The following is a 26,843-nucleotide window of genomic DNA, read 5'->3' as shown; positions in this document are numbered from 1 at the left end:
CTGCAACTCAAGGAATCAGAGCATTTGATGCGTTCGGCGTTTCGTCAAGATACCCCTACTTACCCATTCGAATGGGACGAATTACCCGTGGGCGAGGCGATGCAAAAGGCCCTAAGCCAAGTCTGTGATGAATTTAGCCAGCGAATCTTCGGCTATTATTTTGTCAAATTGGGTAATTTGAGTTCGCAAATAGCACTGCCAAAATGCCAAATTCGCCAACAGATTCATTACACCCAAACGGCGATTTCTGGTAGTCATGTCATGGGACACTCACATTCTTTGCCGTTTCAAGAAAATGCCATAGACGGATTTTTGCTAGCGAACGAATTGGATTTTGCACAAGATCCGCACCAAGTCCTGCGGGAAGTCGACCGTACAATTACGGGCTCTGGTTACGTCATTATTACCGGCTTTAACCCATTGAGCCTGGCCGGGCTCGTCAAATATTCGCCGTTTAAACCGAGTAGTCCATTAAAAGAAGCGCGTTTCTTCAGTGTCGCTCGAATTAAAGACTGGTTGCATCTGCTGGGTTTTGAAATCGTTGAACAACAATATTTGTTGCCATCTACCCTGTTTTTTAGCTCAGAGAAATCGGTGATGCGCCAGTCTAAATGGGTGAACACCTATTTACCTTGGACTGGTTCGATGTATGTCATTTTGGCGAGAAAGCGAGAATTCCCCATGACACTGGTGAAGCCGAAATGGAAAATGAAACCCCGATTTTCGGCTGTTGGTGCCAGTGCGCGACAAATCCCGAGTTAGCTTGGATAACTAAGTGTAAAGCGTGCGCCACCAAGTTCAGTGCTTCTATTGACTTGCGCATCACCTTGGTGCCACAACTGAATGCGCTGAACAATGGCAAGACCTAATCCGGCACCACCGGCGTAGCGCACTCGGCTGTTGTCGGGTCGAAAGAAAGGGTCGAATATGCGTTTAGCTTGGCTAGCGTCGACACCCGGGCCGTCGTCGTTGACGTGAATGCACACTTGGTCGTCATGTGATTCAACAACCACCGCGATACGACTATGAGCGTGCCTGATGGCATTGGTTAGTAAGTTAGATACGGCGCGTTCGATAAAGTGACCGTCACCTTTCATGACAATGTCGCTGCCCGTAACGTCAATGGTTTTTTCTGTGGTCTGCCCAAGCCGTTGAGATACTCCCCAACACAATTCTTTGAGCGGAATATCGGCTATGTTTAGCTCAGGGGTCATGGCATCGTATTGCGTGTAATCGAGCATTTCTTGCACTAGACTTTCCAACTCATCTAAGTCCGCTTGAATGCCTCGCCATGCCTGACTATTGGGTTCTGGGTGCATTTCCAGAGCAAACTTCAATCTGGCAATTGGCGTACGAAATTCGTGAGCAACCGCCCCTGTGAGCTCTCTTTGGTCTCGTAATAAACTATGGACTCGCTCACTGAGTAGATTGAGTTTGTTCGCGATGGGCTGCATAACAGAGCGTTTTTTCAGTGCGATTTGATAGCTCGACGAATCTTGATCTAAGCTACTCACTTTGCGAGTGAGGTAGGACAAATCTCGCCACAATGGCCAAAGCCATGCTGCCAACAACAGCCCCAGCAGAAGCAGCGACGCCCCCAGATACACTAACAAATCAGAGCGGGATTGCAGCGGTTCAACAAGTGTTAGAACGAGGACCTGGTCGTTATCTACTGGCACGTAAAGGTACTTTGCTTTTTCGTCAAATAAAGTGACGATGTGTTTAGCGTCAAACGCCGCTAGCTCATCCGCTGACCAAGCCACGGAAGACAGGGGCTGAAACTGGTAAGGAATACCGCTGTCTTCAAGGCCTTGTACCAAGTTTTCACTATTTCCTGCGAGGTAGGGAAGGAGATTTTCCAGCATGACCGATTCTTGCGTTGGGACTATCGATTCATTCGGCCATAAAAGCTCAAGTGTACTGCTGATGAGTACCAAGGAAATGGCGATAAACAGATAGAAGCTCACAAACAATCGAGTCATTTCTCGCCCCATGCGTCAGCGACGAAGAAAAAGCCTTTACCCCATATGGTCTTAATGCGATAGGGGTTTTGTGGATCGTCTTTGAGTTTCTTGCGCAAGCGGGACACGCGGACGTCAGCAGAGCGGTCCAGACCATCATATTCGCGGCCAATGAGCTCTTTGTACAGCCGAGTCCGTTCTACCACACTAGACGCGTTGTCTGCCAGTAAGCACAGCATGTCGAACTCGTGGCTGGTTAACCCAACGTCTTCGCCACTGAGTTTGACCCGTCTCGACGATTTGTCGATGGTGAGTTGACCAAAAGTCAGCAATTGGCCGCTATTAGTTTTGGCATTGCTGTGGCCGACACGCCTCAACAAGGCATTGATGCGAGCGAGTAAAACTCGGGGCTCAACGGGTTTTACCACGTAATCATCAGCGCCAATTTCCAAACCAATGACTTGATCAAAATTCTCATTTTTTGCCGTCATAAACAGCAAGGGGCCAGCATAAAATTGGCGTAATTGTTTACACAGTGCGAAACCATCTTCACCGGGTAGCATAACGTCAAGAATAACAACGTCTGGCTGTGAGTTTCTGACCTTTTCAATCAAACCTTGGCCGTCGGCGAGTCGGGTAACCCTAAATTCATTATTTTCTAGATACTGGCTTACCAGTTCAGACAAGCGTTGGTCGTCTTCTACAAGAATCAGTTCCTTCATCAGAAAACACTCCATGGGTTGCGAACGCGACGGCGCAAATTGCCAGCGTTGCGATACTTGATATTCAGCATAACGGAAACAGAAAAATCTCCTTGTTTGTCAGAGAGTGTTAATGAAGTGGGTTCGATGATTGAAATGTTCATAGACAGGGGTAATTCAGATTTGTGCCAGCAACCTTGGCTTTCCTCGTCCAGCTTCAGGCAATACTCTTTGTTCGCCAGTTTTGGATAGTGTAGCGATACCGTTAACTGGCATAGCTCGCCTTGTTCAGATGCAACGCATTGGCTTGGGGTAACGTTAAATTGGTTTGGCGTTTGCGCCGCGCACACAGTATAAAAACAACACAGAATAGGGAGTAGCAATAGGTATTTCATTTGCCCCCCTAAAACCGGTAGCCAACGCCAAAGAACGCCGTAATAACATGGCTTTCTGAGACGAGAGGGCTGTCTTTCATTGCACTGTCTAGTGCCGTGTACTGGAATCGGCCTAGCAACGTCCAATCGGCGTTCAATGGCGCGCTAAAACGGACGCCTATACTGGGTTGCCAAGACTGCGAGGCTCGATACCACAGTTCGTTATCTGGCGTGTCGGCCGCATCAATACCATAGTAATAATCCACTAGCGAAGCACTTTTGTAGGCCAGTGATGCAGTGGCACTGATCGTGACATCATCAATCAACCAACCATACTGATACGCCAGTGTTACCTGATAGCCGTTGTGCACACCCAAGGCATCATTTGCCAATGTTAGTGCAACTGACTGTTGGTTGTGCCGCCACGTGGTTCGAAAACCAATATCCGCCGACCAATCTCTGTCGTCGATATCGTCTATGGAAATTTCACGAGGTTCTATACCCTCGCCATTGTTATCTCCGCTTCCCGGGATACTCGGGGCGTCGGGTGAGCTAAGAGCCGACGTTGGCGTAACCAATATGTTTGCTGGATGCCAAAAGGTAAAAAACGCTTTCTCTAGATTCGGTGCAATGTACAGTTCGGTACTAACCGCTTCAGATACCTGCCATTGGTAACCTAATTCCCCATTGTCGAAGTAGGCACTTTCACCGTACCACGCAATATCTGGCAGCAATACTAATGGGATGGTATCACCGTCGACCAATGGGTTAGTTCTTGCTCCAACACCGATGGCAACGCCGAATTGCCACGCATTTTCTTCTATGCAGTTTTCACCGCTGTCGCAAGCACTAGCAGGGTTGGCCACCATGATGGCAACACCCAACAGTAACAGCAAATACCTAAACAATGTAAATCCTTGGTTTCTCTCGCATACCTTACAAGATTACCAAACCCCGAGGGGGTTCTCAGCTATTGATTACAAATTGTCACATTTATACGCAGTTTGGATCTGAATGTTGAAATGCATCGCTCTAGTATGAGGTGGTTCGCTTAATAAATTAACACTAAGGAAAAGGAACATGACTGCTATCTTTCATAAAGAAGCACTTTGGCAAGGCCTGGCGCTGTCGATATTCACCACGTGTTTGGTGACAGCCTGTAGTAGTGACAAGGAAACATCAGGGCCGGAAATCACCGCGCCACCAGCGTTAAAACTAACCGAAGTCTCGGATGCCCCTTTGGTGAAACCCACTCAGTTTGACGCCGACCGCTATGTAAGAAATGGCGTTTATTTGATGCAAACCCAATCGTTTTATGTGACTCCTGATGCCAGTGCCGATGCTGGTGCACCAGTCCCCACTTTTGGCGAGAGTTTTTCTACCACTAATACACAAGTCTCCGGTGTTGATGAAGCAGACCGTATTGAATACGACGGCAACTATTTGTTTGTTGCCGATTTGCCAGTGTGGACAGAAGCGCAAGAAAATACAAAACAGATTCGCATATTGGAGCGACAGGCGGATTTTACGCTAGAACAAGTTGCCACCATGCCAGTTGTAGCTGACTTCAATATTGCGGGAATGTACTTAACGTCAGAGACACTGGGCGTGGTTAGCCACTCTTATCAATACTATGCACTTGAAGATGCCTTGGTGGCGTCGAGTCCTTGGCACCAAGTAGACAATGATACCGTAGTTAACGTGTTTGATGTTTCGCAGCCTTCAGCGCCTAACCGTGTATCAGATATCCGTATCGACGGCGGTTTAATCAGTTCACGTCGAATTGGCGACAAACTCTACATCGCTATGCAATACGTTCCTTTTGTCAGCGATTTGCCGGCCGTGACAAGCGAAGACCAGAGCTTGGTCGATATTTACAATGCCATTTTGGATGTTGATGCGAGTGAACTGGTACCGCAAATTACCATCAATGGCCAAACAAGTGATCTGTTCCAACTCAGCGAATGTCTGCTACCTGATAATGTCACCGCGGAAAACGGCCATCCACAAATGGTCTCCATGGTTGAAGTAGACTTAGCAAACCCAGCTAATGTATCGGCCGTTTGCATGTTAACTGAGGCACATGGTTTGTTTATGTCACAGCAGAACGTATACCTGCATGCGAATATTGGTGAAGAAACTGTGTTTCACAAACTTTCTCTCGGTGAATCGATACAATACGAAGCATCAGGCAGTGTCCCAGGACGATTTAGTTGGCGCAGTCATGCTCAATTCAAAATGGCGGAAAAAGATGGGCACTTGTTAGCGCTTACGTCTCAAGCACTATTTTCCTCAGATCCAGTACACCAACTAAATGTGCTAGCTCAGCAAGGCGGTGAGCTAGTTAGCGTGGCGACCTTACCCAATGAATCCCAGCCCCAAGCGATTGGCAAACCGGGTGAAGATGTTTATGCGGTAAGATTTTTTGAAGACAAAGCCTATGTGGTGACGTTTGAGCAAATTGACCCACTTTATGTTATCGATATTGCAGATGTGACAGCACCAGCCATTTTAGGTGAATTGGAGATCCCAGGTTTTTCCAATTACCTGCATCCAATGGATAACGGTCTATTGTTGGGAATAGGCCAGCAAATCAACACTGAGGCAATACCACAAACGGGCGGCCAGCTGACAGTTGTACCGGTTAATGAAGGTATGAAAGTGAGTTTGTTTGATGTTAGAGACCCTGCAAACCCGCTATCGATTCAAGAGCACGTGTGGGCACAAACCTACACGCCAGCAGAATTTGACCACAGAGCGTTAACCGTATTGAAAACTGAGCAGGGGTATCGTTTTGCGTTCCCCGCTGAGTTTTGGGGAGACACAAGCAGTGATTGGCGCGTGAACCAATACTTACAAACGTTAGAGGTGAATGAAGCGGATAGAACACTGAATTTGGTTGACGCCATTGAACCACCTCGAGAAGAAGACTATTACTTTGGCGGATATGAAGACCGCAGTGTAATCCATGGTGAACACGTGTATTTTGTGCGCGGCAACCGCGTGTATCACGCACTTTGGCAAACTGATGCTGCCATCGATGGGCCATATTAAAATGAAGCTCTATGACATTTAGCCATGTGCTAGCCATAAAAAAGCCGACGTTACGTCGGCTTTTTTAATGTAAATTGGCTATTGCTACTTCACGCGCATACCAGGCTGCGCACCGTCATTAGGCTCGAGAATGTATAGGTCGCTGCCACCCGGGCCAGCTGCCAAAACCATGCCTTCAGACATACCAAAACGCATTTTACGCGGGGCAAGGTTAGCCACCATTACGGTGTGCTTGCCAATCAAATCTTCTGGGCTGTAAGCGGACTTGATGCCTGCAAAAACCTGCTTGGTTTCACCGCCAAGATCAAGCTGCAAACGAAGCAGTTTGTCCGCGCCTTCAACATGCTCAGCGTTGGCGATTTTCGCAATGCGCAAATCGACCTTAGCAAAATCATCAAAAGAGATAGTATCGCTGATAGGATCTTTCGCCAGTGGACTATTCGGGTCAAGCTTAGGCGCAGTATCGGCTTGTAAGCTTTCTTTTGAATCTTCAACCATGGCGTCAATTTTCTCCATATCTACACGCTGCATCATCGCTTTAAACTTGTTGATCGGGTGGTCGGTTAAGCACGTTTGTGTGCTTTCCCACGTCAGCTCATCATTCAAAAAGGCTTCTGCTTTGCCCGCAAGAATTGGCAATACCGGTTTGAGGTATGCCACCAATATGCGGAACATGTTGATGCCCAGTGAGCATACGTCATGCGTAAACGCTTGTTTGGTTTCGTCTTTAATCGTTACCCAAGGTGCATTCGCATCGATAAATTGGTTAGCTTTGTCAGCTAAGGTCATGATTTCTCGAATGGCTTGGTTATATTTGCGTTTTTCGAACAACTCAGCAATGCCGTCGGCGGCATCGTGGAACTGCTGCATGAGTTCTGGCTCTAGTATATTGGCGGATAGCTTGCCGTCAAAACGCTTGGTAATAAAGCTTGCACAACGGCTAGCGATATTGACCACTTTACCGACTAAGTCAGAGTTGACCTTTTGCGCGAAGTCTTCAAAGTTTAGGTCGATGTCAGTTACGCCATCGCTCAGCTTAGAAGCGAAATAGTAGCGCAGGTATTCAGGATTCAAATGATCCAAATACGTACGGCCTTTAATGAAGGTACCGCGAGATTTTGACATCTTAGCGCCGTTTACCGTAACAAAACCGTGAATGTTAACGCCCGTTGGTTTGCGGTAACCCGCACCTTCCAGCATGGCAGGCCAGAACAAGCAATGGAAGTAAGTAATGTCTTTACCGATGAAATGGTAAAGCTCTGTGTCTGTGCCTTCTTGCCAGAACGGGTCAAAGTCGACATCATTTTGGTCACAGAAGTTTTTGAAACTTGCCATGTAACCAACCGGTGCATCTACCCATACGTAGAAGAACTTGTTAGGTGCGCCTGGAATTTCAAAACCGAAGTAGGGCGCGTCACGGCTAATATCCCATTGCTGCAGACCGTCTTCAAACCACTCTTGCAATTTGTTGGCGATTTCTTCTTGGATAGCACCACTGCGGATCCACTCTTTTAACATGCCTTCAAATTGCGGCAAGTCGAAAAAGAAGTGCTCTGATTCTTTTAATACTGGAGTCGCACCCGATACCACACTGCGCGGGTTTTTCACTTCAGTTGGGCTATAAGTTGCTCCACATACGTCGCAGCTATCGCCATTTTGATCTTCGGCGCCACAGCTGGGGCAGGTGCCTTTTACAAATCTATCCGGCAAGAACATTTCTTTTTCAGGATCAAACAACTGATTGATGGTTTTCTTGCTGATGTAACCGGCGTCATCTAGCTTGTTGTAGATATCTGAGCACAGTGCTTCGTTTTCCGGCGAATGCGTGACATAGTAGTTGTCATAACTAACGTGGAAATCTTGCAGATCTTGGTGATGTTCAGCGCGGGTGCGAGCAACCATTTCCTCTGGGGTGATGCCCAGCTCTTGCGCTTTTAGCATGACTGGCGTACCGTGCGCGTCGTCAGCACAAACGCTGTAGCATTCGTGGCCACGCAGGCGTTGGAAACGAGTCCAAATATCTGTTTGGATATGTTCTAGCAAATGGCCCAAATGAATAGACCCATTGGCGTATGGTAAGGCGCTTGTGACCAGGATTCGGCGCTGGTCTTGATTAACCGTTGACTGGCTGTGTTCAGACATAGTGAGTTATACGTTTGCTCTACGATGTAAAATGGCTGCAAATACTAGCCGAAAAGCCACTTTTTTGCATTACGTAATTCAAATAATCTGCAAACAGGTATTCATATTGTATGTTTTTTTCTAAACGCGGCACAAAACCTAAAGATTATATTGGCCTTGCAGCGGCATTTTTGAGTTCCTTTTTCGAGACTGATGACGCCACCGCATTGACTTGGTGTGAACAAAATGACGAATTTGTTATCACCTTTCCATTTTGTTGCGCTACCCAGCACAATGATGTCAAAAGCGCCATTACTCATCTTTGGCAAGAGGCTGGGCTTAGCCCACTAGCCATTCGCATCACACAGAAAATTGCCAGTGGGCAAACCAAGGTAGCGCCGGTTAAGAACGTGCGTAATATTATTGCGGTTTCATCAGGCAAAGGCGGTGTTGGCAAATCGACAACATCGGTAAATTTGGCCTACGCGCTCCAGCAAGAAGGAGCGAAGGTAGGCATACTCGATGCCGATATTTATGGGCCCTCGATACCAGTGATGCTTGGTAATCCTGAGGTCACGCCAAGTAGCAGTGACAATAAACACATGCAGCCACCTGAAGCATACGGCTTAGTCGCTAACTCGATTGGCTATTTAGTACCGGCCGAGGATGCCGCAGTGTGGCGCGGGCCGATGGCGAGTAAAGCGTTGGCACAAATTATCAACGAAACCTTATGGCCGACGTTAGATTACTTGATTGTTGATATGCCACCGGGTACCGGTGATATTCAACTATCGATGGCGCAACAAGTCCCACTGACCGCTGCCGTGGTGGTCACAACGCCTCAAGACTTAGCGTTAATTGATGCTAAAAAAGGCATCAGCATGTTTGAAAAGGTAAAGGCCCCAGTGCTGGGCATTATTGAAAACATGAGTTACTACTTGTGCCCTAAATGCGGAGATAAAGCCCACATTTTCGACAAAGATGGTGGCCAACATTTGGCGCAAGAACACGGTTTGCCTTTGCTAGGGCAATTACCACTGAATATCGATATTCGGCAGCATGCTGACGGCGGTAAACCGTTACTGGTGGCGATGCCAAACAGTGAGTATGCTGACATTTATCGGGAAGTCGCACGCAGTGTGTCATTGGCACTCAGCATTCAGGTGCCTGTAAGCGAGTCGGGCGATACCCACATCAAGGGTGACCCCATCGGCATAAACAATATTGATTAGAACAAGGCGGGCTAGCATAATGCCCGTCAAACAAGAACAGAGAGAACACCATGCGCTTAAGCGACCGCGATATTTACCAGCACATTCAATCCGGCAAAATTGTGATTGACCCCACACCTGACTACTCGAAGATCAGTGGTCTTACGGTTGACCTGCGTTTGGGTAACAAGTTTCGCGTATTTGAAGATCACGCCGCGCCCTACATCGATTTAAGTGGCCCCAAAGCCCAAGTGCAAGAGGCGTTAAACTCGGTCATGAGCGATGAAATAGAGTTGGCTGAAGATAAGTCCTTTTTCCTGCACCCCGGAGAATTGGCATTGGCGATTACGCACGAATCTGTGACGTTGCCAGACGATATCGTTGGGTGGTTGGATGGCCGCTCCTCGTTGGCTAGGTTGGGCTTAATGGTTCACGTAACGGCCCATCGTATTGATCCAGGTTGGTCTGGCAACATCGTACTTGAGTTTTATAACAGTGGTAAGTTGCCGCTAGCGCTCAAACCTATGATGAAGATTGGCGCGATGAGTTTTGAGACGTTATCGAGCCCAGCTGAAAAGCCATACAACGCTAGAGAAGACGCCAAATACAAAGGGCAAGACGGTGCCGTCGCCAGCCGTATTTCTGCTGACGAACAAAAATAATAAAAAGCGGGGAGGGAACCTGTGGAAAAGAAAATACTGATTGTTGTTGCAGCCTTGTTAAGCTCGGCACTGCTAGGCGCGGTACTTTGGGGCGTTGGCCAACCCATGCCCATTGTCTCTACAGCAGCCATCACGCTTTTTGTTGCAGTGTTGTGGGTAACCGAAGCCTTGCCAATTCCCGCTACCTCGCTTATTCCCTTTGGTTTATTACCGCTGGCTGGAGTCATCAGCCACAAAGAGGCCGCGTCGTCGTTTGGTAGCCATGTAATCTTGCTACTCATGAGTGCCTTCATGCTGTCGAAAGGGCTGGAAAGGGCCAATCTGCATAAACGATTTGCTATGTATATGCTCAAGCTGACCGGGTCGGGCAGTGCCTTGAAGTTAGTACTGGGCTTTATGTTAACCACGGCGCTATTGAGCATGTGGGTGAGCAATACAGCTACAGTGCTTATGATGCTGCCCATGGCTATCGCCATTATTAATGCGGTAGACAACCCCAGATTTGCCATTGCATTGATTCTAGGTATTGCTTATGCGGCTAGCCTTGGCGGCGTAGGTACACCAATTGGTACACCACCCAATATCATTTTTATGAGTGTGTATGAGGAAACACAAGGCGTCGAATACAACTTCATAGAGTGGATGAAAACAGGCGTGCCCATTGTACTGGTTGCGACGCCGCTGATGGCAATGTGGTTGACTCGTGGCATAAAAGTCGTGGGGGATATTTCATTGCCTGCACCTGGTGCTTGGACCGTGGCGGAAGAACGGGCACTGATGATATTCGGGACTGTGGCATTGGCGTGGATTTTTCGCCCTTACTGGACAGGCTTTTTAGGCTTAACTACCGTGGGCGATAGCACCATTGCAATGGTTGGGGTTGTGGCTATGTTTCTAGTGACTAACGGCGAAACAAAAGATGGCAAAGCTCAGCGTTTGCTCGATTGGCCAACAGCCAACGATATTCCATGGGGCATGTTATTGCTGTTTGCTGGTGGTATTTGTATTGCCAAAGGCTTTACCGCATCCGGACTGAGTGCGTTGATGGGGGAGTGGATGACGGGCCTGTCTACGTTACCGATTCTGGCACTGATCTTTTCGATTTGCTTGTTCGTGACGTTTCTTACCGAGATCACGTCCAACACTGCAACAGCAACCTTGTTGATGCCCGTGCTAGCGACTGCAGGTGTGGCAGTAGGAGTCGACCCTCGCATTTTAATGGTGCCAGCGGCAATCAGTGCCAGTTGCGCGTTTATGCTGCCAGTGGCGACAGCGCCGAACGCAATAGCCTACTCAACTGAGAAGTTTGATATCAAAACCATGGCAAGAGAAGGCTTCACGCTTAACTTGATTGTAGCGACTGTGGTGACCCTTGCTTGCTATTTCACACTGTAAGCGTCGTATTTCTCAACGCACCGGGTGACTGGCCCGTTACCCGTTTAAACGCTTTTGAAAACGAGGCTTCGGAGTCATAGCCATAGCGATTTGCAATAGCGACCATAGAGGCGTTGCCTTTGGTTAAATCTTGCAACGCGCATGAGCAGCGCCATTGTGTTAGATACTGTAAAGGCGCGAGACCCGTAATCGATTTAAATAGCGATGCATAGGCAGAACGGGACATAAACGCATACTGAGACAACTCATCGACTGACCATTTGTGAGACGGATTGTCGTGCATAGCCTGAATACTCGAGGACAGTTTCGGGTGTGACATCGCTGAAAATAGCGCTGAGTTATCAGAGAACATATCTTTAGCCACATACACAAATATCAATTCGGCAATTTTATCCAAGACAACAGAATTGACTTGCACCGAGTCGTGCTTATTGAGTGATTCGGACATCAGCAATTGCATGCTGGTGTACATGCCATGTTGGGCCTTGTTTCGCTTTTTTACCACAAGGTATTCAGGCAACCCTTGATTAAGGATTTTGGCGAAAGGGTGTTGATGAACGAAATAACCACAAACGAGTACCGGATCTTCTGAGGTAAGCGACACTGGAACGGGTTTGGAATTATTTGTATTGCCAGTAGGTGTGTCATTTGCGACTGGGCTTAAATAGTGGCCACTGTCGGTAGGCATCAATACCATGTCACCTTTTTCCAATCGATGGGTTTCGCCAGCGTTAGTATGAAAATAGCAGTGCCCATGGGTGACGATGTGAAAATTCATGTAACCCGAGCCTGACGTGTCGGCTTGCCAGTTACCGCAATACTGACCGTTGTGAAATATTTTGGCAGAGACTTTAAGGGCACTGAGTAATTTATCTATGGTATTCATGGACGATCGGACATAAGGCCAAGTGTTTAGGACATATTCAAACTAGACCTGACTACCTACAATTTGCTTCGAAATTAATTCACACCATTGAGGGTTTTATGTCGATTAACACGTTATTTAAATCAGCGGTAGCGGCCGCTGCACTTTTCGCTTCTAGCTTTGCATTGGCGGGCGTAGACACAGGTACTGACAAGAATGGCGTTATCTTGGCTGGTCACGATGCAGTAGCGTATTTTACTGTTGGCAAGCCAGTAGTAGGTAATGCTGAGATCACAGCAGTATACAACGATGCGATTTACCGTTTTTCTTCTGAACAACATCGCGATATGTTCGTAGCTAACCCTGAAAAGTACGCACCTGCGTACGGTGGTTTTTGTGCATTTGGTACGACCTTCGGTAAGAAGTTTGACGTAAACGGTAAAGCCTTTGAAATTGTTGATGGCGTACTTTACGTGAACAAAAACGAAGACGTTTACAATGCTTGGATTAAAGATGTACCAAAACACTTAAACGAAGCAGACAAAGCATGGCCAGAAATCGAAAACGTAAGTGCTGAGAGCCTGTAACTCGGTTAAAACACACAACGTCAGCGTGTTTTTGTATACCAAATAATCGGTCAAACGGTTATTTGGTATTTTACATTGCAAAGTCTTTAAAAATAAGTAGACTTGTCGGCTCTTTCGGTCGGTGTGTAGCGCAGCCTGGTAGCGCACTGTCATGGGGTGTCAGGGGTCGGAGGTTCAAATCCTCTCACACCGACCAACTTATCCTTTCTTCATGACGCTTAATGCCTTATCTGGCGGCTCTACCCCATAAACCATACGCTCTTCTCGATATCATTTCCATTTTGTTGTGGAAGCCTTCAGTGATCCCGTTGTTTCTTGTGAAGCGCCAAATGGCGATGATAGGTTGTAACCACGAAGTCAGGGTATTGACCTGTGCATGCAACGGACTGTGGTGTAACTGTTCAAGCAACTCAAAGAATCCGAGCAACAATCAGAGAGTTGAGTAAAGAGTGGGCTACATGGGCAGATGGCTTATCCTTATACACTTCATATGTTGCCTAGACTTCTGCCTTTTCTTGGTACGAGACTCAGTGAGTTAGCTCTCGCAAAGACTGAGCAATTCATTGATTTAGATGGTCGTATGTTCTTCGAGGTTCGAGAGGGTAAAACAATCAATGCACAACGTATTGTTCCCATTTGTCCTGTCATACGGCCATTAGTTGATGCTGTCATAAAGAAAGCTGGTAAGTCACCATGGCTGTTCCCAGAGATTGGCAATGCAGCGATTGGCGCTAGTAAAGCGGTGAATAGTATATCGTCCAAGTTTGGCAAGTTGACTAAAGGTTTCCGCAAAGTGACTGGCTACAAGACTGACTTACACTCATTCAGAGGTCATTTTGCTACAGCGCTTGAACAGATAGGTTGTCCAGAAGAAATCGCTACAAAGCTAGCAGGGCACAAACACTTGTCTTTGACGTACAACCTGTACAGTAAGTACAAGAACAAGGACGAACTGTGGCAGTATATCGAGAAGATACACGAAGCTGACTGTTTAAGAGTAATCCGCTCTTAATTTACTCTGTCGCTTTTTCAGTTTCTTCAACAACGTGAAGTACGTGGGTTGGAATGTTCAGAAACTCGTAAGCCGCAGACGTTTTCTTAACGAACTTTTCATCGCAACTCATTATGGCTGAGCAAAAATAGCCCATTGAAGCATGCATCATGTCGCTACTGGTGCTAACAAAACTGTTTGAATCATGCGGTTTCTTGTCTGGGTGATAACCTACCATATTGAGGATTTGATACACTCCAACTACGTGGTCGCAGGGGGCGTTATCGTGCTCTGGAAAACATGGGCTTTTCTCAGTTGCACCGAAGAACTGCTCTATTGTTAATTCCGTGTTTGACATAACCTCATTCTTTAAGACTTCCTGCCAAATTTGCTCGATGACATTAGGGGGCGTGATATTGTTCAAGCGTAAGGGGTTTAAGCTAAGACTTTCCCTAAACTGATGCAGTATCGAGAGTTCACTACTGTCGATCTGTTTTTGCAGTGCAGTTACGCTTTGCCTAATTAAAATTCGAAATTTTGTTAGCTGCTCTTCTCTGTTGCTCTCAAGCGTTTCTCTGAGATTATCAATTAGTGCTTGAGGAACATCATCTTCTTCGAGACTTTCTAAAGGCTTCAGTATGTCGCCATGTAATCTCTCAAATGAGTTAACTATGTGCATCTCTATATCTGCGAGCGACCTATCAGGGAGGCCTCCCATCATCTTCTGATTGATAAGGGTGTTAGCCTCCATTAAGTACTCAAGATTCAGGTTGTCAGTAAATTCGTCATATATTTGGAATGGAGAGTGAGACCGAATCATTATTTCATTTTGAGGTACGAAGTTTGAGTCGGTAACTCTTCTTATGTGATACGCATCTAGGTCGCATAAGACATTCAGGAAAGATTTTGCATCTCCTCCTCGGTCAGCTGCTCGTTTTATTTCTTTGAGAGTTTCATCGGAATAGACAGCACAAAAGTCCTTTCGGAAATTAGGAACGATGCCGAGTAACTTTTTTTTCCTTACTGCATCTATAACGTTCTGGTCTAGATATACTAGCGGTCTGGCATCATCAAGTTCAGCGTATCTTGGCAGCATGTTCACCTCGTCTAACTCTGTTGATTAATGAGTTCGAATATGCAACTTTGATCGTCATTGTGCATAACTTCACGATACTGTATGTATATACTGCATTATAAAATTTATTGATGCAAATTATTTTAACATGACTGGTAGGATGAGTTTGTTTTTGTGCAAAAATCTAAGAGGCCAAATCGACATTGATGAAGCCCTTTTTCCCCTGTAGTGTAGCCTCTACGCACCACAGAAACGCAGCCAACAAATAAAAGGGGTCAGAGCCCAATTAGATACGCAGCTTTTTTGAGTGGAAGGTACTTGAACAGCAAACACTGAATAGATATTTTGTATGCTGTTGCAGTACCTTATGCTTTAGCCTTACTAAAAAACAAATGGACAAGAATCTCGTCTCGGTTCGTGAAACCAAACCATTTTGGAGTTGATTGAATTGACAGCAGTTAAAGGAGCCTCATGTTTAATCGTATTGAATATGGAAATTTAAATTCCAAACAAAAGGAGAATTTCAACTTCCAGAAAGTTGCCGCCGAACTGGCGGATTATGGTTTCAATTGCATGTGGCTCAATGATGATTGGCAAGGCGCTGATTTCATAGCCTGCCATATTGATGGCAACAGCTTCTTAAAAGTTCAGCTAACGGGTCGTTTAACCCTCGATAAAAAATACAACGGAAAAGAAATTTACGTGGCTTTCAACCAAGAGGGCCAGTGGTACATATACCCACATGACCAATTGCAAGCAGAGCTATTGAAAATTGGGCTCATGTCTGGTTCAAAGTTATGGGAAGAAAATGGCGCTTATAGTTGGCCAAATATCCCAATAAACCTCACGAGTCATATGAGCCAGTATGCAATATAAAACTGCTAACAAGGCCAGCCAGAGGGACTGCCAAACTGCCGCTTCGCTCTGGTTTGTCAGCCTCTGCTTGCGGCGTTAGGCTCCGGAGTTTGTATTGTCTCATTTTTTAAGAGTTTCTCTTTTCATATCTATCTTTTTGCATTTCACTACTTATCTTGGTGTCAGCATTTTTGCGGTATCGAACTATACACAGTTAATGACTGTAGTTGCTTTTTTTGCTCTAGGGGCAATGTTAATTGCGGAACTAAACAGGGGCGAAAGGCTGCCAAAGGGAGAGTTTGAACAATTGCTTATATCCAGCGGTCCAAAATACGTCCGTAATGCCTTTAAATATATCCGGTGGTATATGTTAGCCATTTTCATTATCTCTTTTTTGCTATTGGCCGATGGACAACCGAAATTTGAAGAAGGGAGATATATGTTGGCTCGTAATGGCACTATGATTGAAGAGATTTCTTATGAGAAATATTTGTTTTTAAAGAGGACAGAGTTGCGGTTTATATCGGTTTTTTGGATTAGCTTTATCCTCCCAGCATACCTGTATTTTAATTATGTTACTAAAAAAGCCTAACAAACCGGTCAGGCTCACTCGCAAAGCTCGCTGGGAGAGTTACTCGCATGTGGCTTCGCGATTTTTACATGCAAGCTATTACCCCTTATCGGGGCGTTAGGTTTTCAGGAAGAAATGGCTAAATCCATCAAGTTTTTCGCAAAAAACGACAAGTATTATCAGCTCTAAAATTTTGCTGGGTTCGGCTTTGATCTAGACGGACATTACTGGAAAACGATGAACATTATTTTCAAGCAATGAAGTTTGCCGACACCGAGCAATTTATCAAAATACGAGATTGCGGTTCACCGAAACAAGCAAAAGATTTAGGGCAAACAAGAGCTATACCAATTCGACCGGACTGGGATAAAGTTAAAGAAGAAATTATACTGGCGGGCTTACGTAAAAATTTGAGAATAAAGATTTACGAGATTTATTAGTTGGTACCGGAAAGAAAGAGTTAATTGAAGATTCGCCTCATGATAAATACTGGGGCATAGGTGCTAACGGTAAAGGAAAAAATAGGTTAGAGTTTCTTTTGATGAAACTTCGGGATGAATTGAAAACCTAACAAGCCAGTAAAATGGGACTGCTAAAGCTTGGCTCGGTTCCGCTTCGCTACACAGTTTAGCCAAGCATTATCAGCCCCTCGTTGGGGCGTTAAGTGCCATAAACAAACATGGAATGTAAAAATGAAGAATAATGTGTATGACACGCTGATTGACGCGGTTAAGGAGAAAGCTCCAGACTTCCATCGATTTCTGATGATGGAACTAAGCCCGCATCAAGATCATCACTATTATCACGCAAAAATTCTAAGTGTTTTTCGTCATTCACTCGAATCAGGGTTCTTATCCGAGCAATTTCGATATGCCATTAACGAACTTGAGAGTGAATTCAAAAAATTTATATTTTCTGAATTAGTCGGCACTTGGGTTGGGACTGTTGACGATAAAGTGCAATTTACACTTCAATTTAATTCGGAATCTGATTTCAAAGTTTATCGAAGCTGGACTGAACAAATCGATGGCGAACTATTTAATGAGCATCAAGAGTTCAAATCTCTTGATAACAAACTTATCGAGTCCGACGATTTGATGATTCTTAATCTATTTGCCTGCGAAAAGCGAATTACTAAAATCAAATTAGCTTTGTATCCAGCAATTGCTTACCACAAGCACTTAATCGGTAGTATGTTCTGGTACCAAGATAATGTTTGCAATAGCTGCTCAAAAGTGATTTTGGAAAAGACGTAAATGGCACTTAACAAAACAATCAACACACTCGCTTCGCTCGCTGGGACGCCTACTTGCTGCGGCTCCGCCATTTTCGCAGCAAGCATTCGCCCGCTATCGGGGCGTTATGTTCTGGGGAGTTAAATGCTAGTTACTTTTCTCTTATTAGCTGGAATCGAGTTCGGGGTCGAGAGATCATGTGACGACAAAGGCATCGTTGTGCTAGATGAATTCATCACAAAAGTGCGTCCCTACGATGGCACTCAAGCTGTTTTCGAACCTGACTCAGTAAATATCAAAGCAGCCCTTAAACCATATTGTAGTTATGTAAATAGTGATGGGGTTTTGCAATTCGACGTATCTGAACGTGGCCAAATAACCAATATCAAAGTTATATCCATGAATTCGCCACATGATCATCGCCGTCATTTCATTCGTGCATTAAAAAATGGAAAAGTTTTAAAGTCAGTTTATGGAACAAAAGGCATTAAGGTACGTGTGGAGTATGTGCAGTATCAACAACGAAACTAACAAAGCGCTTAACACGTTTGTAACTGCGTGCCACACTGGGACACAAACGCAGCGGTGCTGCGTATTTTACCACTGCATTTGTGCCCGTTAGCTTAGCGTTATGTGCCACAAGGAAAGATATGGCTGATTCTTTAGATGTAGTATTTGAGTTTGTAGAACCAGTTATAGAAAAACTTGAGAAAAGTGGCTCAGGTAGCCTATCCGATCTCGAAACTACAATACTGTCAGTTTGGTTACTTGAAGCCGATGTGAATAATGGCGGCTTTAATCAATATTTTTGGAATTCATCAGGTGATTTTGCAAATCAGGTAGTAACCTCACTTCATAAAATCGGAGCTGCAGAAACGGCTGACATTGTCAAAGCAGCCTTAGCAAATTTTCCTCATTCAACCCCTCCGACAAATAGAGATGAGCGCCAAAATATTCTAGAAACCTTGGAAGAATCTGGCACATTAAAACTTGATAGTTTAGATGCCGAGTTTTATGAGTGTCCTTGTGATTTAATTGAGCTAATGTATCAATATATATCAGAGCAAAATGCGGTAGGTGGCACATAACAATCACATTAAGTCGCTCGTAGGCTCGCTGGGACAGTAATACGTGGGCTCTGTCGCTTCGCTCGGATTTTAGTCCACGTATTACTGCCCCTTATGTGGGTGTTATGTGCCAAGGAAATTATGAAATCTATTGCTGTTTTTTTATTACTGTTTTCGTCTGCATGTCTCTGTTGTTCCTTTCCAGAACAGTCCGAGTTAGAAAGATTTAATAATGCCAGAGCTGTTTTTCACGCCAAAATAATTGGAACAGAATTAGGCGTCGAAACCCATGACGGCAATGAAACGGAAGTCGTTTTCGTGACTTATAAACTTATAGAGAGTTTTAAAGGAACCCAAGAATCAACTGGTATCGTTAAAGAAATACCGTTTAGTCCTGGAAACTGTATGCTTGGTTTGCTTACCGGATTGGAGTATATAATTTATCTTGAAGGACATGATTTCGTTACTATACCAAGCGGTTCATGGGGCTTTTTTAATCGAAAAGGTAATCATGTCGCCCCAAAATTAAAGGAGCTCAGAGCACTTGCAAACAATGGCAAATAACAAAACGCTCTAGCTGCATCCCGCTTCGCGGGCTTCTGGGACAAAAACACAGTGCGGCTTCGCTATTTTCGCACTGTGCTTTTGCCCCTTAGCTTAGTGTTATACGCTTTTATGGAGATATGAAATAAATGGAAATTGAACAACAAGCTGAAACTCAACAAGAAAAAGAAGAAGCAAACAAAATATCAATACCATATTTGATATTTACCTTTGGTATTGGCTTGTCGCTCATCGCCTGTCTTATCCATGCTGGAGTCCAAGGCCTATCATTTATTCTTTCGATAATTGCTGGAGGCTTCGCACAAGTCTTTTTCAGAGTCTCCAAACGAGTTTGGCTAAATGCGCTCAACCCAGATAAAAGTACTAGCAAACACTCCAGTCATTTGGCCGCAGGTATTATAGATACAATCCCTACGGTACAGGTCTTTGCAATGTTGTATATGGTAATGGTCGCTGTATCTGCACTTTGGTATGGTGTGGGTAGCTTTTTTGCTTGGGCGTTTTGAAAATGCACGCGTATAACAAGGCGCTTAAATCGCAATTGCCTGCGGCAATCGCTGGGACGCAAAAGCGCGGCGGCTTCGCAATTATCGCATCGTACATTTGCCCCTTAGCTTAGTGTTATGTTCAGTAGGAGAATTATAAAAATGAAACGAACGGTATTAATTTTTCTATGTTTGGTGTTTAGTCTCAAAGCAAATGCCGAATCACATTGGCACACATCAACCATTGATTCTATTTACCCTCATAGTGATGGGTCATTTGTCATTATTTTCTCTGCCAACTCAGACAAATGCCAAAGTACTGCTGACAAAAAGTACCACTACGTGCGTGTCGGTAAAAACGGGGTAACAAGCGAAGGACTTCAATCAATGTTAGCAGTAGCACTTTCCGCTGCGGCAATGGGAAAGGAAATTTCGATCAATTTTGATGACACTGAACAACAATGTTATGTAAATAGGCTTCGGGTCATATATTGAACATAACAAGGCGTTCAAGAGGGACACAAACACGGCGCTCCTTCGGAGTATAGCGCCGTATTTGTGCCCCTTAGCTTAGTGTTATATCCATGGAAACATCTGAAGATTTTTATATTAAATTCATATTTAGCGCAGCAGTAAATGTTGGCATTATTGCTTTCGTATTGTTTGCTATTTTCGACTTTAGAAAACGATTATGGGCAAAAACGGATGCCTTAATAACTAAATCCGAAGTTAGAACCTATAAAGACAGCGATGATTCGGACACCTATGAACCAGATATTGAATATGAGTACGTTTTTAATGGTAAAAAATACAAATCAAATACCATAGGCTTTGGAATATCAGGGACAGGTACGCGAAAGCCAGCGGAAGAGTTATTAGGTGAGTTTGCCCTCAATTGGAAAGTCCGCGTGTTTGTAAATCCGAAGGACCCTTCTCAATCCACATTAAAACCGGGGTTTGGCTATCATCATTTGGGGGCAATGGGCTTTTTGTTATTTGGTTTTTATTTTTGGGTTCCTATCGGGTGGTTTTTTTGGAGGGCAATTGGTTGGATATAACAAGACGTTTAACACGTTCCCTTCGGTCACTGGGACAGTAATGCAGCGGCGCTTCGCGATTATGCCGCTACGTCACTGCCCGTTAGCTTAGCGTTAGGTTACCTCGGCAAGATGGATGTATTGTTCGAATTTCTATTGAAATCACTTGGTTGGCTGATGAGAATTATTTGGTCATTGTTTGAAACAGCTGTAATTACGAGGCCTTGGTATTGGATAGGTTGGTGTATTTTAAAAGTGGTTAGTTTTGGCAAGTACCCTCTACATAGTATAAACAGCGAATCAGAGGAGCCTAACTCAATTGTAATAGCCATTTATATGGTTGGTGTTATTACACCAATATCAGTTGTTCTGGCTTTGTTTTACATGAGTTAATATCGATAACCTAACAAAAACATCAAGAACGGACGTATAACGCTCGGCTTACGCTCCTTCCTCACAAATCATAGCCAAGCATTAGTCGTCCCTCAACGTGGGCGTTATACACACGGAAGCAGATATGGACATCAACCAAATATCACGATTTATAATTAGCTTTAGCTGGATTTACCATGGACTTGTTCCCAAGCTAATCTGGATTGCGCCTTTAGAGCGGGAAATGACGGCTAGTTTTGGTTTTTCTGAAGAGATATCGGCTTTAGTAACTCGGTCAGCTGGCCTCGGTGAAGTATTGTTTGGGATAGTATTTTTCTTTCTCTATAAAAATAAATTTATTAACAAAATAAACATTCTGGTGTTGTCGGGCTTATTGTTTTTTGTCGCTGCTTTTAATCCCCAATTGTTAGCTGAGGCCTTTAATCCAGTAACGACAAATTTGCCTTTGATTGCTTTTAGTGTCGTTTTGATCCGTAATAATCAAGAACCGCAGGATGCGCGCGTATAACAATCCAATCAACACACTCGCTTCGACGCCTACTTGCTGCAGCTCCACCATTTTCGAAGTAAGTATTCGCCCGTTTTCGGGACTTAAGACCAACCAACCTATTCAAATCCCCACTGGGTAAATCGAGCATCGCTTAGGTTGGGCGGGAATTCCAAAAAGTCACAAATAGTGCTTATTTATTTGTATGTTGACAAAATGTTAACGTTAGTTAGTCTAATTGTTGCTAACAAGAATTTTTTAATTTCAAGGATACGGAGAAGGATTTTATGAAGAAGTTAAAGTATGGGCTAATATTGGTGAGTCTGTGTTTACCTATCGGTGCAAGTGCCGCAGTATTTGGTGATTATGACAGGAAACAACGAAATAATTTCGACGCCGACAGTCAGCAAAATTTAAACACGTACGCTTACGCTTATCCAATGAACGATGCTCATGGAACTAGGACAGGATACATTTGTACGGATACTAATCTAGTACCGGGCAAGCTAGTAAATGGATACTGTTATGTTGAGCTCAATGGCAACGACTGGCGCAATTCAGACTATTATGTGCTGAAAACGCGATCGGCAGCGTCACAAACGCAATATCGCTTACTAGAGGTTCAAGAGTGGTGGCGATATGATGCGAGCAGCGCCCAGCAGTTTATCCGCCAATACGGTGTAACATCTGGCGCTATGTTAGGCGGAGAATTCCAATACCATTGTTATGTTAAGGAAGGCCATACTGGGAGGTCAGCATTTGGTCATTACAACCCTGCGCTAAACAAATGCCACTATGAGCTTCACGGTGACAGGTCGATATCTCCGAATGATCACACGGTTAGAGAAATGCAAGGTTGGGAAGTGTCGGTATTGGTTGAAATTACTCCCTACCGAACTGTCCCAAGTGGCATGAGCTGGGGCACTGATTTGAATACAGGTGTTTCAGGGCAGCCTGGCGGTGGCTCAGGTGGCGGCGGTGGTAACCCACCAGGCGGAGAGCTTCAATAAACACTTGGCATTAAGTCGAATAGAGCAAGCGGCACTCTTGATGAGGCCGCTTCTTATTTGCTGCAAGATTGATAATTAATGGGCCAGTGCAAAATTAAACATACAGTCCTCAGTTGTATTGGTATTATGTACCAAATATTTTTTAAACATCTATGAAAAAATTTACGCGTAGTTTGCTGATACTCAGTTTGATTTTTGGCAATTTGGTAGCTTTATTACCAAACATTCATCACCCAACAATAAACACTAAGGCCAAACGAGCTCAAATTGATATTGTATCGCTTTCGCATTACTGACACACGGTAGTCTATTTCTTCAACACGTTTTTGATAGGGCAGGGATTTCTGAATTTTGTATATTCTGTCTTAGTGGCTTGTTTACGCTAATTGGATTTGTAAATGAGTTGATGCATCGCACTGAATTGGACGCAATGAGCAAATAGACATGGGTAGTCTGGTGCGGCGCTATTTTGAGCAGTAAATCCAAACCATGCAGTAGAGCGGCTATAGAGACAGAACTTAAATGTGAATTTTGACAATCCAAGTTTTGTGTGTCAGGTTGGTTTATAAGTGATTGGATTGTCGGGTAAAACTTTTATTACGACAATGGAATAGGGAATTTCTATGTATCGTAAAATACTGTTGATTGTTGGTTGCTTATTGCCTGTTCTTGGTTTTCAAGCAATTGCAGATATTCGAGGTGGGTCAACGGTAATACACCTTAGTTCAGAGACGTTAGGCGAATCTCGGGAACTAATGATTCACTTACCAAACAACTACTCTGAATATAAAGATACGTCCTACCCTGTTCTTTACCTGTTGGACGGCCAAAGAAATCTCGCGCATACGGTGGGGACACTAGACCTACTGAATCAATCGGGAATGGCTCAAGAGATGATTATTGTTGGGATAGTTAACACTGAGCGTTCCAGAGATTTTACGCCAACGTTCGATGAAAACTACCGTCCCTGGGGCGATTCCGGTGGCGCAGATGACTTTCTCAATTTTCTTGGGCATGAGCTCAAGCCCTATATCAACAAACACTACCGCACGAATGGTTATTCGATATTGTCAGGGCATTCGCTTGGCGGGCTATTGGCTATATATGCGCTCCATACTAGGCCTGAAATGTTCCAAGCCTATTTCTCGTTTAGTCCCAGTTTATGGTGGCAAAAAGAAGTGATATTCCCCGACGCTGAAAACTTTTTCCAATCTAAAGACGAGTTAAATAAATACTTATACGTCAATATGGGGAATGAGGGCGGGCAAATGCTGAGTGCATACGAGCGCTACTTAGCCCTATTAAACAACAGTGGTCGAGGAGGCTTTAAGTTCGATACTGATTTAGACATTTCTGAGGGGCATAACACAACAGCGTTAGCAGGTATGAGCCTAGCTCTCCAAAAGCAGTTTGCCTCCTTGCTTCCTTCGGAATCTGTCGTTTTAGCGGGAGTACTTGCCATAGAAGGCTATTACAAGGGTGTGGCCGAAAGGTACGGATATGATGCTAAACCAGGATACAAAGCATTGAATCACGCCGGGTACAATGCGCTAGACAAAGAAGACTTTGATTTAGCTATCCAAATCTTCAAAAAGAACATAGTTAATCATCCTCATAAATCTGATGCGTATGACAGTCTTGCAGACGGCTATGAGGCGATGGGAGATATGCAAGCAGCGTTGCTAATGAGGCAAAAAGCACTGGCGTTGAGCTATGAGGAAAATGTTGAAAATAATGCGCTAAAAACACGGCTATATAACTTACAGCAAAAGCTTAAAAATGCAGGTGAGTAAGTTAGTTTACTAAACCAGATACATGCCGAGAGGTGGCAATGTTAGGTCTTGCGAAACATTCATTCTGAACATTTCGTTTTTTTGTTTAACGAGCAGTACAGTTCGGGTAGTTTACAATTGCAGTGAATACAATTCGGGTGATTGTGCGCAAAAAATGGATAGTAATGTTAGTTTTGTCGGAGCATAAGTTTCATGACGAATATATTTTTAGCATTTTCTCAGACATGGCAAGAACCTATAGTTACTTCAGACAAAGGGTGTAAGACTCGGAAAAGCTCTCAAAATAGGAGGACTATTTATTAAATTTAAAATTTTATCTATTACTACATTGCTAGTATTTTCTTCAATATCAGTTGCAGGCGAATGGTTGTTTGGTAAAGAACCGAGAAGACCAGAGGTAAGAGACGGAAGCAAGGTATCAGTTCTATTGTCAGATACCATCCCTCATGAGGGAACTGAAAATTTATGTGCGTCCAACAGAGTGTTTTTTCAAAAAGATAAGTGGATAGATCAAAATGCTGTAGAACAATACTTAAGCCTGTTGTTAACTGCGTATTCTTTAAATCATAAAGTTTCTATTCATGTGGAGGTAGAAAATGGAGTGTGTTTTGGTCGTATAGGTTATCCAGAAGTTTAACTATAAAGCATCTGGGGCCTCTATCCTGCTCCGAAATAGTGGATTGAACTGAGCCTAAACAACAAAAGAGACAGAGCTGAAATAATCACATTTCACACAGAAGTATCGGTTATTTTTGCCATTGATAAGCCCATGAGGTTTTAACCGGCTTGCTTTAAGCGATAAGCCAATACGTTTGACATTAGCATCGTGAACGAACGCTAGAAATCTATTACTTATATGTATAGAAAGCCGTCTAACTTCGATGCAATCTTGTGGCTGATGCATTGCTTAGGTCCCGTATACGTTACGCTTAATCAAGCATACCATGAGCCCTAGAGTAAAAAGGTTTGCAATAACCTGACCTCAAAACGTGGAATAAGCCTCTTCAACCCTTAGCTCTGTCCCCTTATCGTGTTTTCGTTGTGTCTTAATTCGTTGTTCTATAACGTCATTTGTTAAATGATGCTCACGTAAATCTACTCTATGAAAATAAGTCCCATTTGTTTGACCTTAGTACTATTGAATCTTTGTTGCGTGGCCAATGGTCTTGCTGGGCAAACCAAGTTGCTTGCAAATGATGGAAAAGCGCAAGATCAGTTTGGTTATGGCGTTGCGATTGATGGTGTTACGGCGTTGGTTGGCGCACACAATGTTGATATCGGCTCAGCGGATGACGCTGGGGCAGTGTATGTTTTTCGATTGGGGCAAGCCGGCTGGCAACAAGAAGCGAAGCTGATGGCTTCACCATTGCGAGCAGGGGATACCCTCGGTGGTAATGTGGCGTTAAAACACAACATGGCACTACTGGGGGCGATAAAACGGGATGAAAAAGGCGTTGATGCCGGAGCCGTATTCGCATTTGAACGTATCGCAGGCGCTTGGCAACAAACGCAGTTACTGACTGCATTGGATGGCAGAGCTGGGGATGCTTTCGGGCAGAGTATTGCATTTACCGACCGTTTTCTCGTCATCGGCGCACCTCATAGTGATGCGCCAGAGCCCGACACCGGGGCCGCTTATGTCTATTCTCGACAAGACAACAGGTGGCAATACCTTTCCAAACTCACCGCAGGTGATGGCGCTAAGGGCGATTTGTTTGGAATTAGTGTTGCAATTGATGGAGAAACGATTTTAGTCGGTGCTGATTTGAATGATGAAAAGGCAGAGAACGCTGGCGCTGTGTATGCCTTTGTATTCGATGGGACGTCTTGGCGAGAACAAGGCAAACTGATGGCTCGAGATGGCGGCGATACTGATATCTTTGGGGTGAGAGTCGCTCTGGAAGGCGACACTGCGTTGATTTCTGCTCGCCGAGACGATGTTGATGGCATTGGTAAAGACGCAGGCGCTGCGTATATCTTTAAACGCACCGATGGCGCTTGGGTTCAAACCCAAAAACTCATTTCACCTGATGGGCGTGCAGACGATAGGTTTGCACGAGGTGTCGCCTTGAAGGGAGAGACTGCCATTATTAGCGCGATGCACAATGATGAAGCTGGGGAAAATACCGGTGCGATTTATATCTTCAAGCCTAACCAGAGCCAGTGGAACTATGTCTCAAAAATCGTGGCGAAGGATGGATTACCTGGAGATAGGTTTGGTTGGAACGTGGCTTTGTCTGATGGTAAAGCGATTGTGGCGGTACCCCACCGAGATGACAATGGTGATGCTTCTGGGGCAGCTTATGTTGTCGATCTCGCTGTCCCTGAATAGCAAGGTAGTCATAGCGC

Annotated in this window: 29 protein-coding genes, 1 tRNA gene and 1 pseudogene; 23 read left to right on the top strand and 8 right to left on the bottom strand. The window is 44.6% G+C overall.

What is annotated here, in order from left to right; translation table 11 throughout:
- Positions 1–27 precede the first annotated feature (27 nt).
- Positions 28–762, top strand: coding sequence for a methyltransferase domain-containing protein (locus AC27G9_RS05295; protein WP_487071755.1), 735 nt, complete (start codon positions 28–30; stop codon positions 760–762).
- Here AC27G9_RS05295 and AC27G9_RS05290 read toward each other — a convergent pair.
- The 4 genes from AC27G9_RS05290 to AC27G9_RS05275 are packed head-to-tail and all read right to left on the bottom strand — an operon-like array spanning position 759 to position 3,944.
- Complete coding sequence (locus tag AC27G9_RS05290) at positions 759–1,982, bottom strand: ATP-binding protein (RefSeq protein ID WP_487071753.1); 1,224 nt, start codon at positions 1,980–1,982, stop codon at positions 759–761. The genes AC27G9_RS05295 and AC27G9_RS05290 overlap by 4 nt on opposite strands.
- Complete coding sequence (locus AC27G9_RS05285; protein WP_487071751.1) at positions 1,979–2,683, bottom strand: response regulator; 705 nt, start codon at positions 2,681–2,683, stop codon at positions 1,979–1,981. Before AC27G9_RS05285 ends, AC27G9_RS05290 begins: the two co-directional genes overlap by 4 nt.
- Complete coding sequence (locus AC27G9_RS05280) at positions 2,683–3,057, bottom strand: DUF3019 domain-containing protein (protein WP_487071749.1); 375 nt, start codon at positions 3,055–3,057, stop codon at positions 2,683–2,685. The genes AC27G9_RS05285 and AC27G9_RS05280 overlap by 1 nt, the downstream gene beginning before the upstream one ends.
- Before the next feature lie 8 nt (positions 3,058–3,065).
- Positions 3,066–3,944 carry a MipA/OmpV family protein gene (locus AC27G9_RS05275; RefSeq protein WP_487071747.1) on the bottom strand — a complete coding sequence of 293 codons (879 nt, stop codon included), beginning with the start codon at positions 3,942–3,944 and terminating at the stop codon, positions 3,066–3,068.
- A gap of 172 nt (positions 3,945–4,116) precedes the next feature.
- Here AC27G9_RS05275 and AC27G9_RS05270 point away from each other — a divergent pair, with 172 nt between their 5' ends.
- Complete coding sequence (locus tag AC27G9_RS05270) at positions 4,117–6,090, top strand: beta-propeller domain-containing protein (protein ID WP_487071745.1); 1,974 nt, start codon at positions 4,117–4,119, stop codon at positions 6,088–6,090.
- An 84-nt stretch (positions 6,091–6,174) separates the two neighbouring features.
- Here AC27G9_RS05270 and metG read toward each other — a convergent pair whose 3' ends face one another.
- The gene (gene metG, locus AC27G9_RS05265) at positions 6,175–8,232 is read right to left on the bottom strand and encodes a methionine--tRNA ligase (RefSeq protein WP_487071743.1); all 2,058 of its coding nucleotides are present in this window, start codon (positions 8,230–8,232) and stop codon (positions 6,175–6,177) included.
- A gap of 110 nt (positions 8,233–8,342) precedes the next feature.
- On the opposite strand from metG, the gene apbC reads away from it, so the two are divergent.
- The 3 genes from apbC to AC27G9_RS05250 are packed head-to-tail and all read left to right on the top strand — an operon-like array spanning position 8,343 to position 11,479.
- Positions 8,343–9,443, top strand: a complete 1,101-nt coding sequence (gene apbC / locus AC27G9_RS05260) for an iron-sulfur cluster carrier protein ApbC (protein WP_487071741.1) — start codon at positions 8,343–8,345, stop codon at positions 9,441–9,443.
- Between the two features lie 50 nt (positions 9,444–9,493).
- Positions 9,494–10,084 carry a dCTP deaminase gene (gene dcd / locus AC27G9_RS05255; protein ID WP_487071739.1) on the top strand — a complete coding sequence of 197 codons (591 nt, stop codon included), beginning with the start codon at positions 9,494–9,496 and terminating at the stop codon, positions 10,082–10,084.
- Between the two features lie 21 nt (positions 10,085–10,105).
- Positions 10,106–11,479, top strand: coding sequence for an SLC13 family permease (locus AC27G9_RS05250; RefSeq protein ID WP_487071737.1), 1,374 nt, complete (start codon positions 10,106–10,108; stop codon positions 11,477–11,479).
- Here the strand turns inward: AC27G9_RS05250 and AC27G9_RS05245 are convergent.
- Complete coding sequence (locus AC27G9_RS05245) at positions 11,469–12,365, bottom strand: AraC family transcriptional regulator (protein ID WP_487071735.1); 897 nt, start codon at positions 12,363–12,365, stop codon at positions 11,469–11,471. The two genes, AC27G9_RS05250 and AC27G9_RS05245, sit on opposite strands and share 11 nt — an antisense overlap.
- A gap of 104 nt (positions 12,366–12,469) precedes the next feature.
- Here AC27G9_RS05245 and AC27G9_RS05240 point away from each other — a divergent pair, with 104 nt between their 5' ends.
- The gene (locus tag AC27G9_RS05240) at positions 12,470–12,931 is read left to right on the top strand and encodes a YHS domain-containing (seleno)protein (RefSeq protein ID WP_487072063.1); all 462 of its coding nucleotides are present in this window, start codon (positions 12,470–12,472) and stop codon (positions 12,929–12,931) included.
- Positions 12,932–13,050: 119 nt separating this feature from the next.
- Positions 13,051–13,127 (top strand) — tRNA-Pro (locus AC27G9_RS05235).
- Between the two features lie 30 nt (positions 13,128–13,157).
- On the opposite strand, the gene AC27G9_RS05230 is transcribed toward AC27G9_RS05235, so the two are convergent.
- Positions 13,158–13,340 (bottom strand): transposase, encoded by a 183-nt coding sequence (locus tag AC27G9_RS05230; RefSeq protein ID WP_487071733.1) that lies wholly within the window; start codon positions 13,338–13,340, stop codon positions 13,158–13,160.
- A gap of 57 nt (positions 13,341–13,397) precedes the next feature.
- On the opposite strand from AC27G9_RS05230, the gene AC27G9_RS05225 reads away from it, so the two are divergent.
- Positions 13,398–13,943, top strand: a complete 546-nt coding sequence (locus AC27G9_RS05225) for a tyrosine-type recombinase/integrase (RefSeq protein WP_487071731.1) — start codon at positions 13,398–13,400, stop codon at positions 13,941–13,943.
- 1 nt (position 13,944) lies between these two features.
- On the opposite strand, the gene AC27G9_RS05220 is transcribed toward AC27G9_RS05225, so the two are convergent.
- On the bottom strand, positions 13,945–15,018 hold the full coding sequence (locus AC27G9_RS05220) for a hypothetical protein (RefSeq protein WP_487071729.1): 1,074 nt from the start codon (positions 15,016–15,018) through the stop codon (positions 13,945–13,947).
- A 450-nt stretch (positions 15,019–15,468) separates the two neighbouring features.
- On the opposite strand from AC27G9_RS05220, the gene AC27G9_RS05215 reads away from it, so the two are divergent.
- From AC27G9_RS05215 to AC27G9_RS05145, 15 genes and pseudogenes are all read left to right on the top strand, one after another.
- Positions 15,469–15,873 (top strand): hypothetical protein, encoded by a 405-nt coding sequence (locus tag AC27G9_RS05215; protein WP_487071727.1) that lies wholly within the window; start codon positions 15,469–15,471, stop codon positions 15,871–15,873.
- Positions 15,874–15,967: 94 nt separating this feature from the next.
- On the top strand, positions 15,968–16,444 hold the full coding sequence (locus tag AC27G9_RS05210) for a hypothetical protein (protein WP_487071725.1): 477 nt from the start codon (positions 15,968–15,970) through the stop codon (positions 16,442–16,444).
- 403 nt (positions 16,445–16,847) lie between these two features.
- Positions 16,848–16,994, top strand: a pseudogene (locus tag AC27G9_RS05205) (NADAR domain-containing protein); the annotation flags it as partial.
- Positions 16,995–17,115: 121 nt separating this feature from the next.
- Complete coding sequence (locus tag AC27G9_RS05200; RefSeq protein WP_487071723.1) at positions 17,116–17,679, top strand: hypothetical protein; 564 nt, start codon at positions 17,116–17,118, stop codon at positions 17,677–17,679.
- A 198-nt stretch (positions 17,680–17,877) separates the two neighbouring features.
- Complete coding sequence (locus tag AC27G9_RS05195) at positions 17,878–18,189, top strand: hypothetical protein (protein WP_487071721.1); 312 nt, start codon at positions 17,878–17,880, stop codon at positions 18,187–18,189.
- Between the two features lie 119 nt (positions 18,190–18,308).
- On the top strand, positions 18,309–18,746 hold the full coding sequence (locus AC27G9_RS05190) for a DMP19 family protein (protein ID WP_487071719.1): 438 nt from the start codon (positions 18,309–18,311) through the stop codon (positions 18,744–18,746).
- A gap of 120 nt (positions 18,747–18,866) precedes the next feature.
- Positions 18,867–19,289 (top strand): hypothetical protein, encoded by a 423-nt coding sequence (locus tag AC27G9_RS05185; protein ID WP_487071717.1) that lies wholly within the window; start codon positions 18,867–18,869, stop codon positions 19,287–19,289.
- Positions 19,290–19,417: 128 nt separating this feature from the next.
- The gene (locus AC27G9_RS05180) at positions 19,418–19,795 is read left to right on the top strand and encodes a hypothetical protein (RefSeq protein WP_487071715.1); all 378 of its coding nucleotides are present in this window, start codon (positions 19,418–19,420) and stop codon (positions 19,793–19,795) included.
- 141 nt (positions 19,796–19,936) lie between these two features.
- The gene (locus AC27G9_RS05175) at positions 19,937–20,269 is read left to right on the top strand and encodes a hypothetical protein (protein ID WP_487071713.1); all 333 of its coding nucleotides are present in this window, start codon (positions 19,937–19,939) and stop codon (positions 20,267–20,269) included.
- An 89-nt stretch (positions 20,270–20,358) separates the two neighbouring features.
- A complete protein-coding gene (locus AC27G9_RS05170) occupies positions 20,359–20,832 on the top strand; it encodes a DUF3592 domain-containing protein (protein WP_487071711.1) in 474 nt (157 codons plus the stop codon).
- Positions 20,833–21,328: 496 nt separating this feature from the next.
- A complete protein-coding gene (locus AC27G9_RS05165) occupies positions 21,329–21,712 on the top strand; it encodes a DoxX-like family protein (RefSeq protein ID WP_487071709.1) in 384 nt (127 codons plus the stop codon).
- Between the two features lie 266 nt (positions 21,713–21,978).
- Entirely contained in the window at positions 21,979–22,701 is a 723-nt protein-coding gene (locus tag AC27G9_RS05160) for a hypothetical protein (protein WP_487071707.1), read from the top strand.
- A gap of 623 nt (positions 22,702–23,324) precedes the next feature.
- Entirely contained in the window at positions 23,325–24,494 is a 1,170-nt protein-coding gene (locus AC27G9_RS05155; RefSeq protein ID WP_487071705.1) for an alpha/beta hydrolase-fold protein, read from the top strand.
- A gap of 367 nt (positions 24,495–24,861) precedes the next feature.
- On the top strand, positions 24,862–25,131 hold the full coding sequence (locus AC27G9_RS05150) for a hypothetical protein (protein WP_487071703.1): 270 nt from the start codon (positions 24,862–24,864) through the stop codon (positions 25,129–25,131).
- Positions 25,132–25,596: 465 nt separating this feature from the next.
- Positions 25,597–26,826, top strand: a complete 1,230-nt coding sequence (locus AC27G9_RS05145; protein ID WP_487071701.1) for an FG-GAP repeat protein — start codon at positions 25,597–25,599, stop codon at positions 26,824–26,826.
- The last annotated feature ends 17 nt before the right edge of the window (positions 26,827–26,843 follow it).

Source organism: Alteromonas sp. 5NS40-0096 (genome assembly GCF_057544385.1).
The sequence above is the reverse complement of the archived record's forward strand: the minus strand, read 5'-3'. Positions and strand labels throughout refer to the sequence as shown.

Excerpts from the sequence above, each read along its gene's own strand:
- AC27G9_RS05295 (WP_487071755.1), top strand. The coding sequence starts at position 28 with ATGCGTTCGGCGTTTCGTCAAGATACCCCTACTTACCCATTCGAATGG.
- AC27G9_RS05290 (WP_487071753.1), bottom strand. The coding sequence starts at position 1,982 with ATGACTCGATTGTTTGTGAGCTTCTATCTGTTTATCGCCATTTCCTTG.
- AC27G9_RS05285 (WP_487071751.1), bottom strand. The coding sequence starts at position 2,683 with ATGAAGGAACTGATTCTTGTAGAAGACGACCAACGCTTGTCTGAACTG.
- AC27G9_RS05280 (WP_487071749.1), bottom strand. The coding sequence starts at position 3,057 with ATGAAATACCTATTGCTACTCCCTATTCTGTGTTGTTTTTATACTGTG.
- AC27G9_RS05270 (WP_487071745.1), top strand. The coding sequence starts at position 4,117 with ATGACTGCTATCTTTCATAAAGAAGCACTTTGGCAAGGCCTGGCGCTG.
- metG (WP_487071743.1), bottom strand. The coding sequence starts at position 8,232 with ATGTCTGAACACAGCCAGTCAACGGTTAATCAAGACCAGCGCCGAATC.
- apbC (WP_487071741.1), top strand. The coding sequence starts at position 8,343 with ATGTTTTTTTCTAAACGCGGCACAAAACCTAAAGATTATATTGGCCTT.
- dcd (WP_487071739.1), top strand. The coding sequence starts at position 9,494 with ATGCGCTTAAGCGACCGCGATATTTACCAGCACATTCAATCCGGCAAA.
- AC27G9_RS05245 (WP_487071735.1), bottom strand. The coding sequence starts at position 12,365 with ATGAATACCATAGATAAATTACTCAGTGCCCTTAAAGTCTCTGCCAAA.
- AC27G9_RS05225 (WP_487071731.1), top strand. The coding sequence starts at position 13,398 with ATGGCTTATCCTTATACACTTCATATGTTGCCTAGACTTCTGCCTTTT.
- AC27G9_RS05220 (WP_487071729.1), bottom strand. The coding sequence starts at position 15,018 with ATGCTGCCAAGATACGCTGAACTTGATGATGCCAGACCGCTAGTATAT.
- AC27G9_RS05215 (WP_487071727.1), top strand. The coding sequence starts at position 15,469 with ATGTTTAATCGTATTGAATATGGAAATTTAAATTCCAAACAAAAGGAG.
- AC27G9_RS05200 (WP_487071723.1), top strand. The coding sequence starts at position 17,116 with ATGAAGAATAATGTGTATGACACGCTGATTGACGCGGTTAAGGAGAAA.
- AC27G9_RS05190 (WP_487071719.1), top strand. The coding sequence starts at position 18,309 with ATGGCTGATTCTTTAGATGTAGTATTTGAGTTTGTAGAACCAGTTATA.
- AC27G9_RS05185 (WP_487071717.1), top strand. The coding sequence starts at position 18,867 with ATGAAATCTATTGCTGTTTTTTTATTACTGTTTTCGTCTGCATGTCTC.
- AC27G9_RS05180 (WP_487071715.1), top strand. The coding sequence starts at position 19,418 with ATGGAAATTGAACAACAAGCTGAAACTCAACAAGAAAAAGAAGAAGCA.
- AC27G9_RS05175 (WP_487071713.1), top strand. The coding sequence starts at position 19,937 with ATGAAACGAACGGTATTAATTTTTCTATGTTTGGTGTTTAGTCTCAAA.
- AC27G9_RS05170 (WP_487071711.1), top strand. The coding sequence starts at position 20,359 with ATGGAAACATCTGAAGATTTTTATATTAAATTCATATTTAGCGCAGCA.
- AC27G9_RS05165 (WP_487071709.1), top strand. The coding sequence starts at position 21,329 with ATGGACATCAACCAAATATCACGATTTATAATTAGCTTTAGCTGGATT.
- AC27G9_RS05160 (WP_487071707.1), top strand. The coding sequence starts at position 21,979 with ATGAAGAAGTTAAAGTATGGGCTAATATTGGTGAGTCTGTGTTTACCT.
- AC27G9_RS05155 (WP_487071705.1), top strand. The coding sequence starts at position 23,325 with ATGTATCGTAAAATACTGTTGATTGTTGGTTGCTTATTGCCTGTTCTT.
- AC27G9_RS05145 (WP_487071701.1), top strand. The coding sequence starts at position 25,597 with ATGAAAATAAGTCCCATTTGTTTGACCTTAGTACTATTGAATCTTTGT.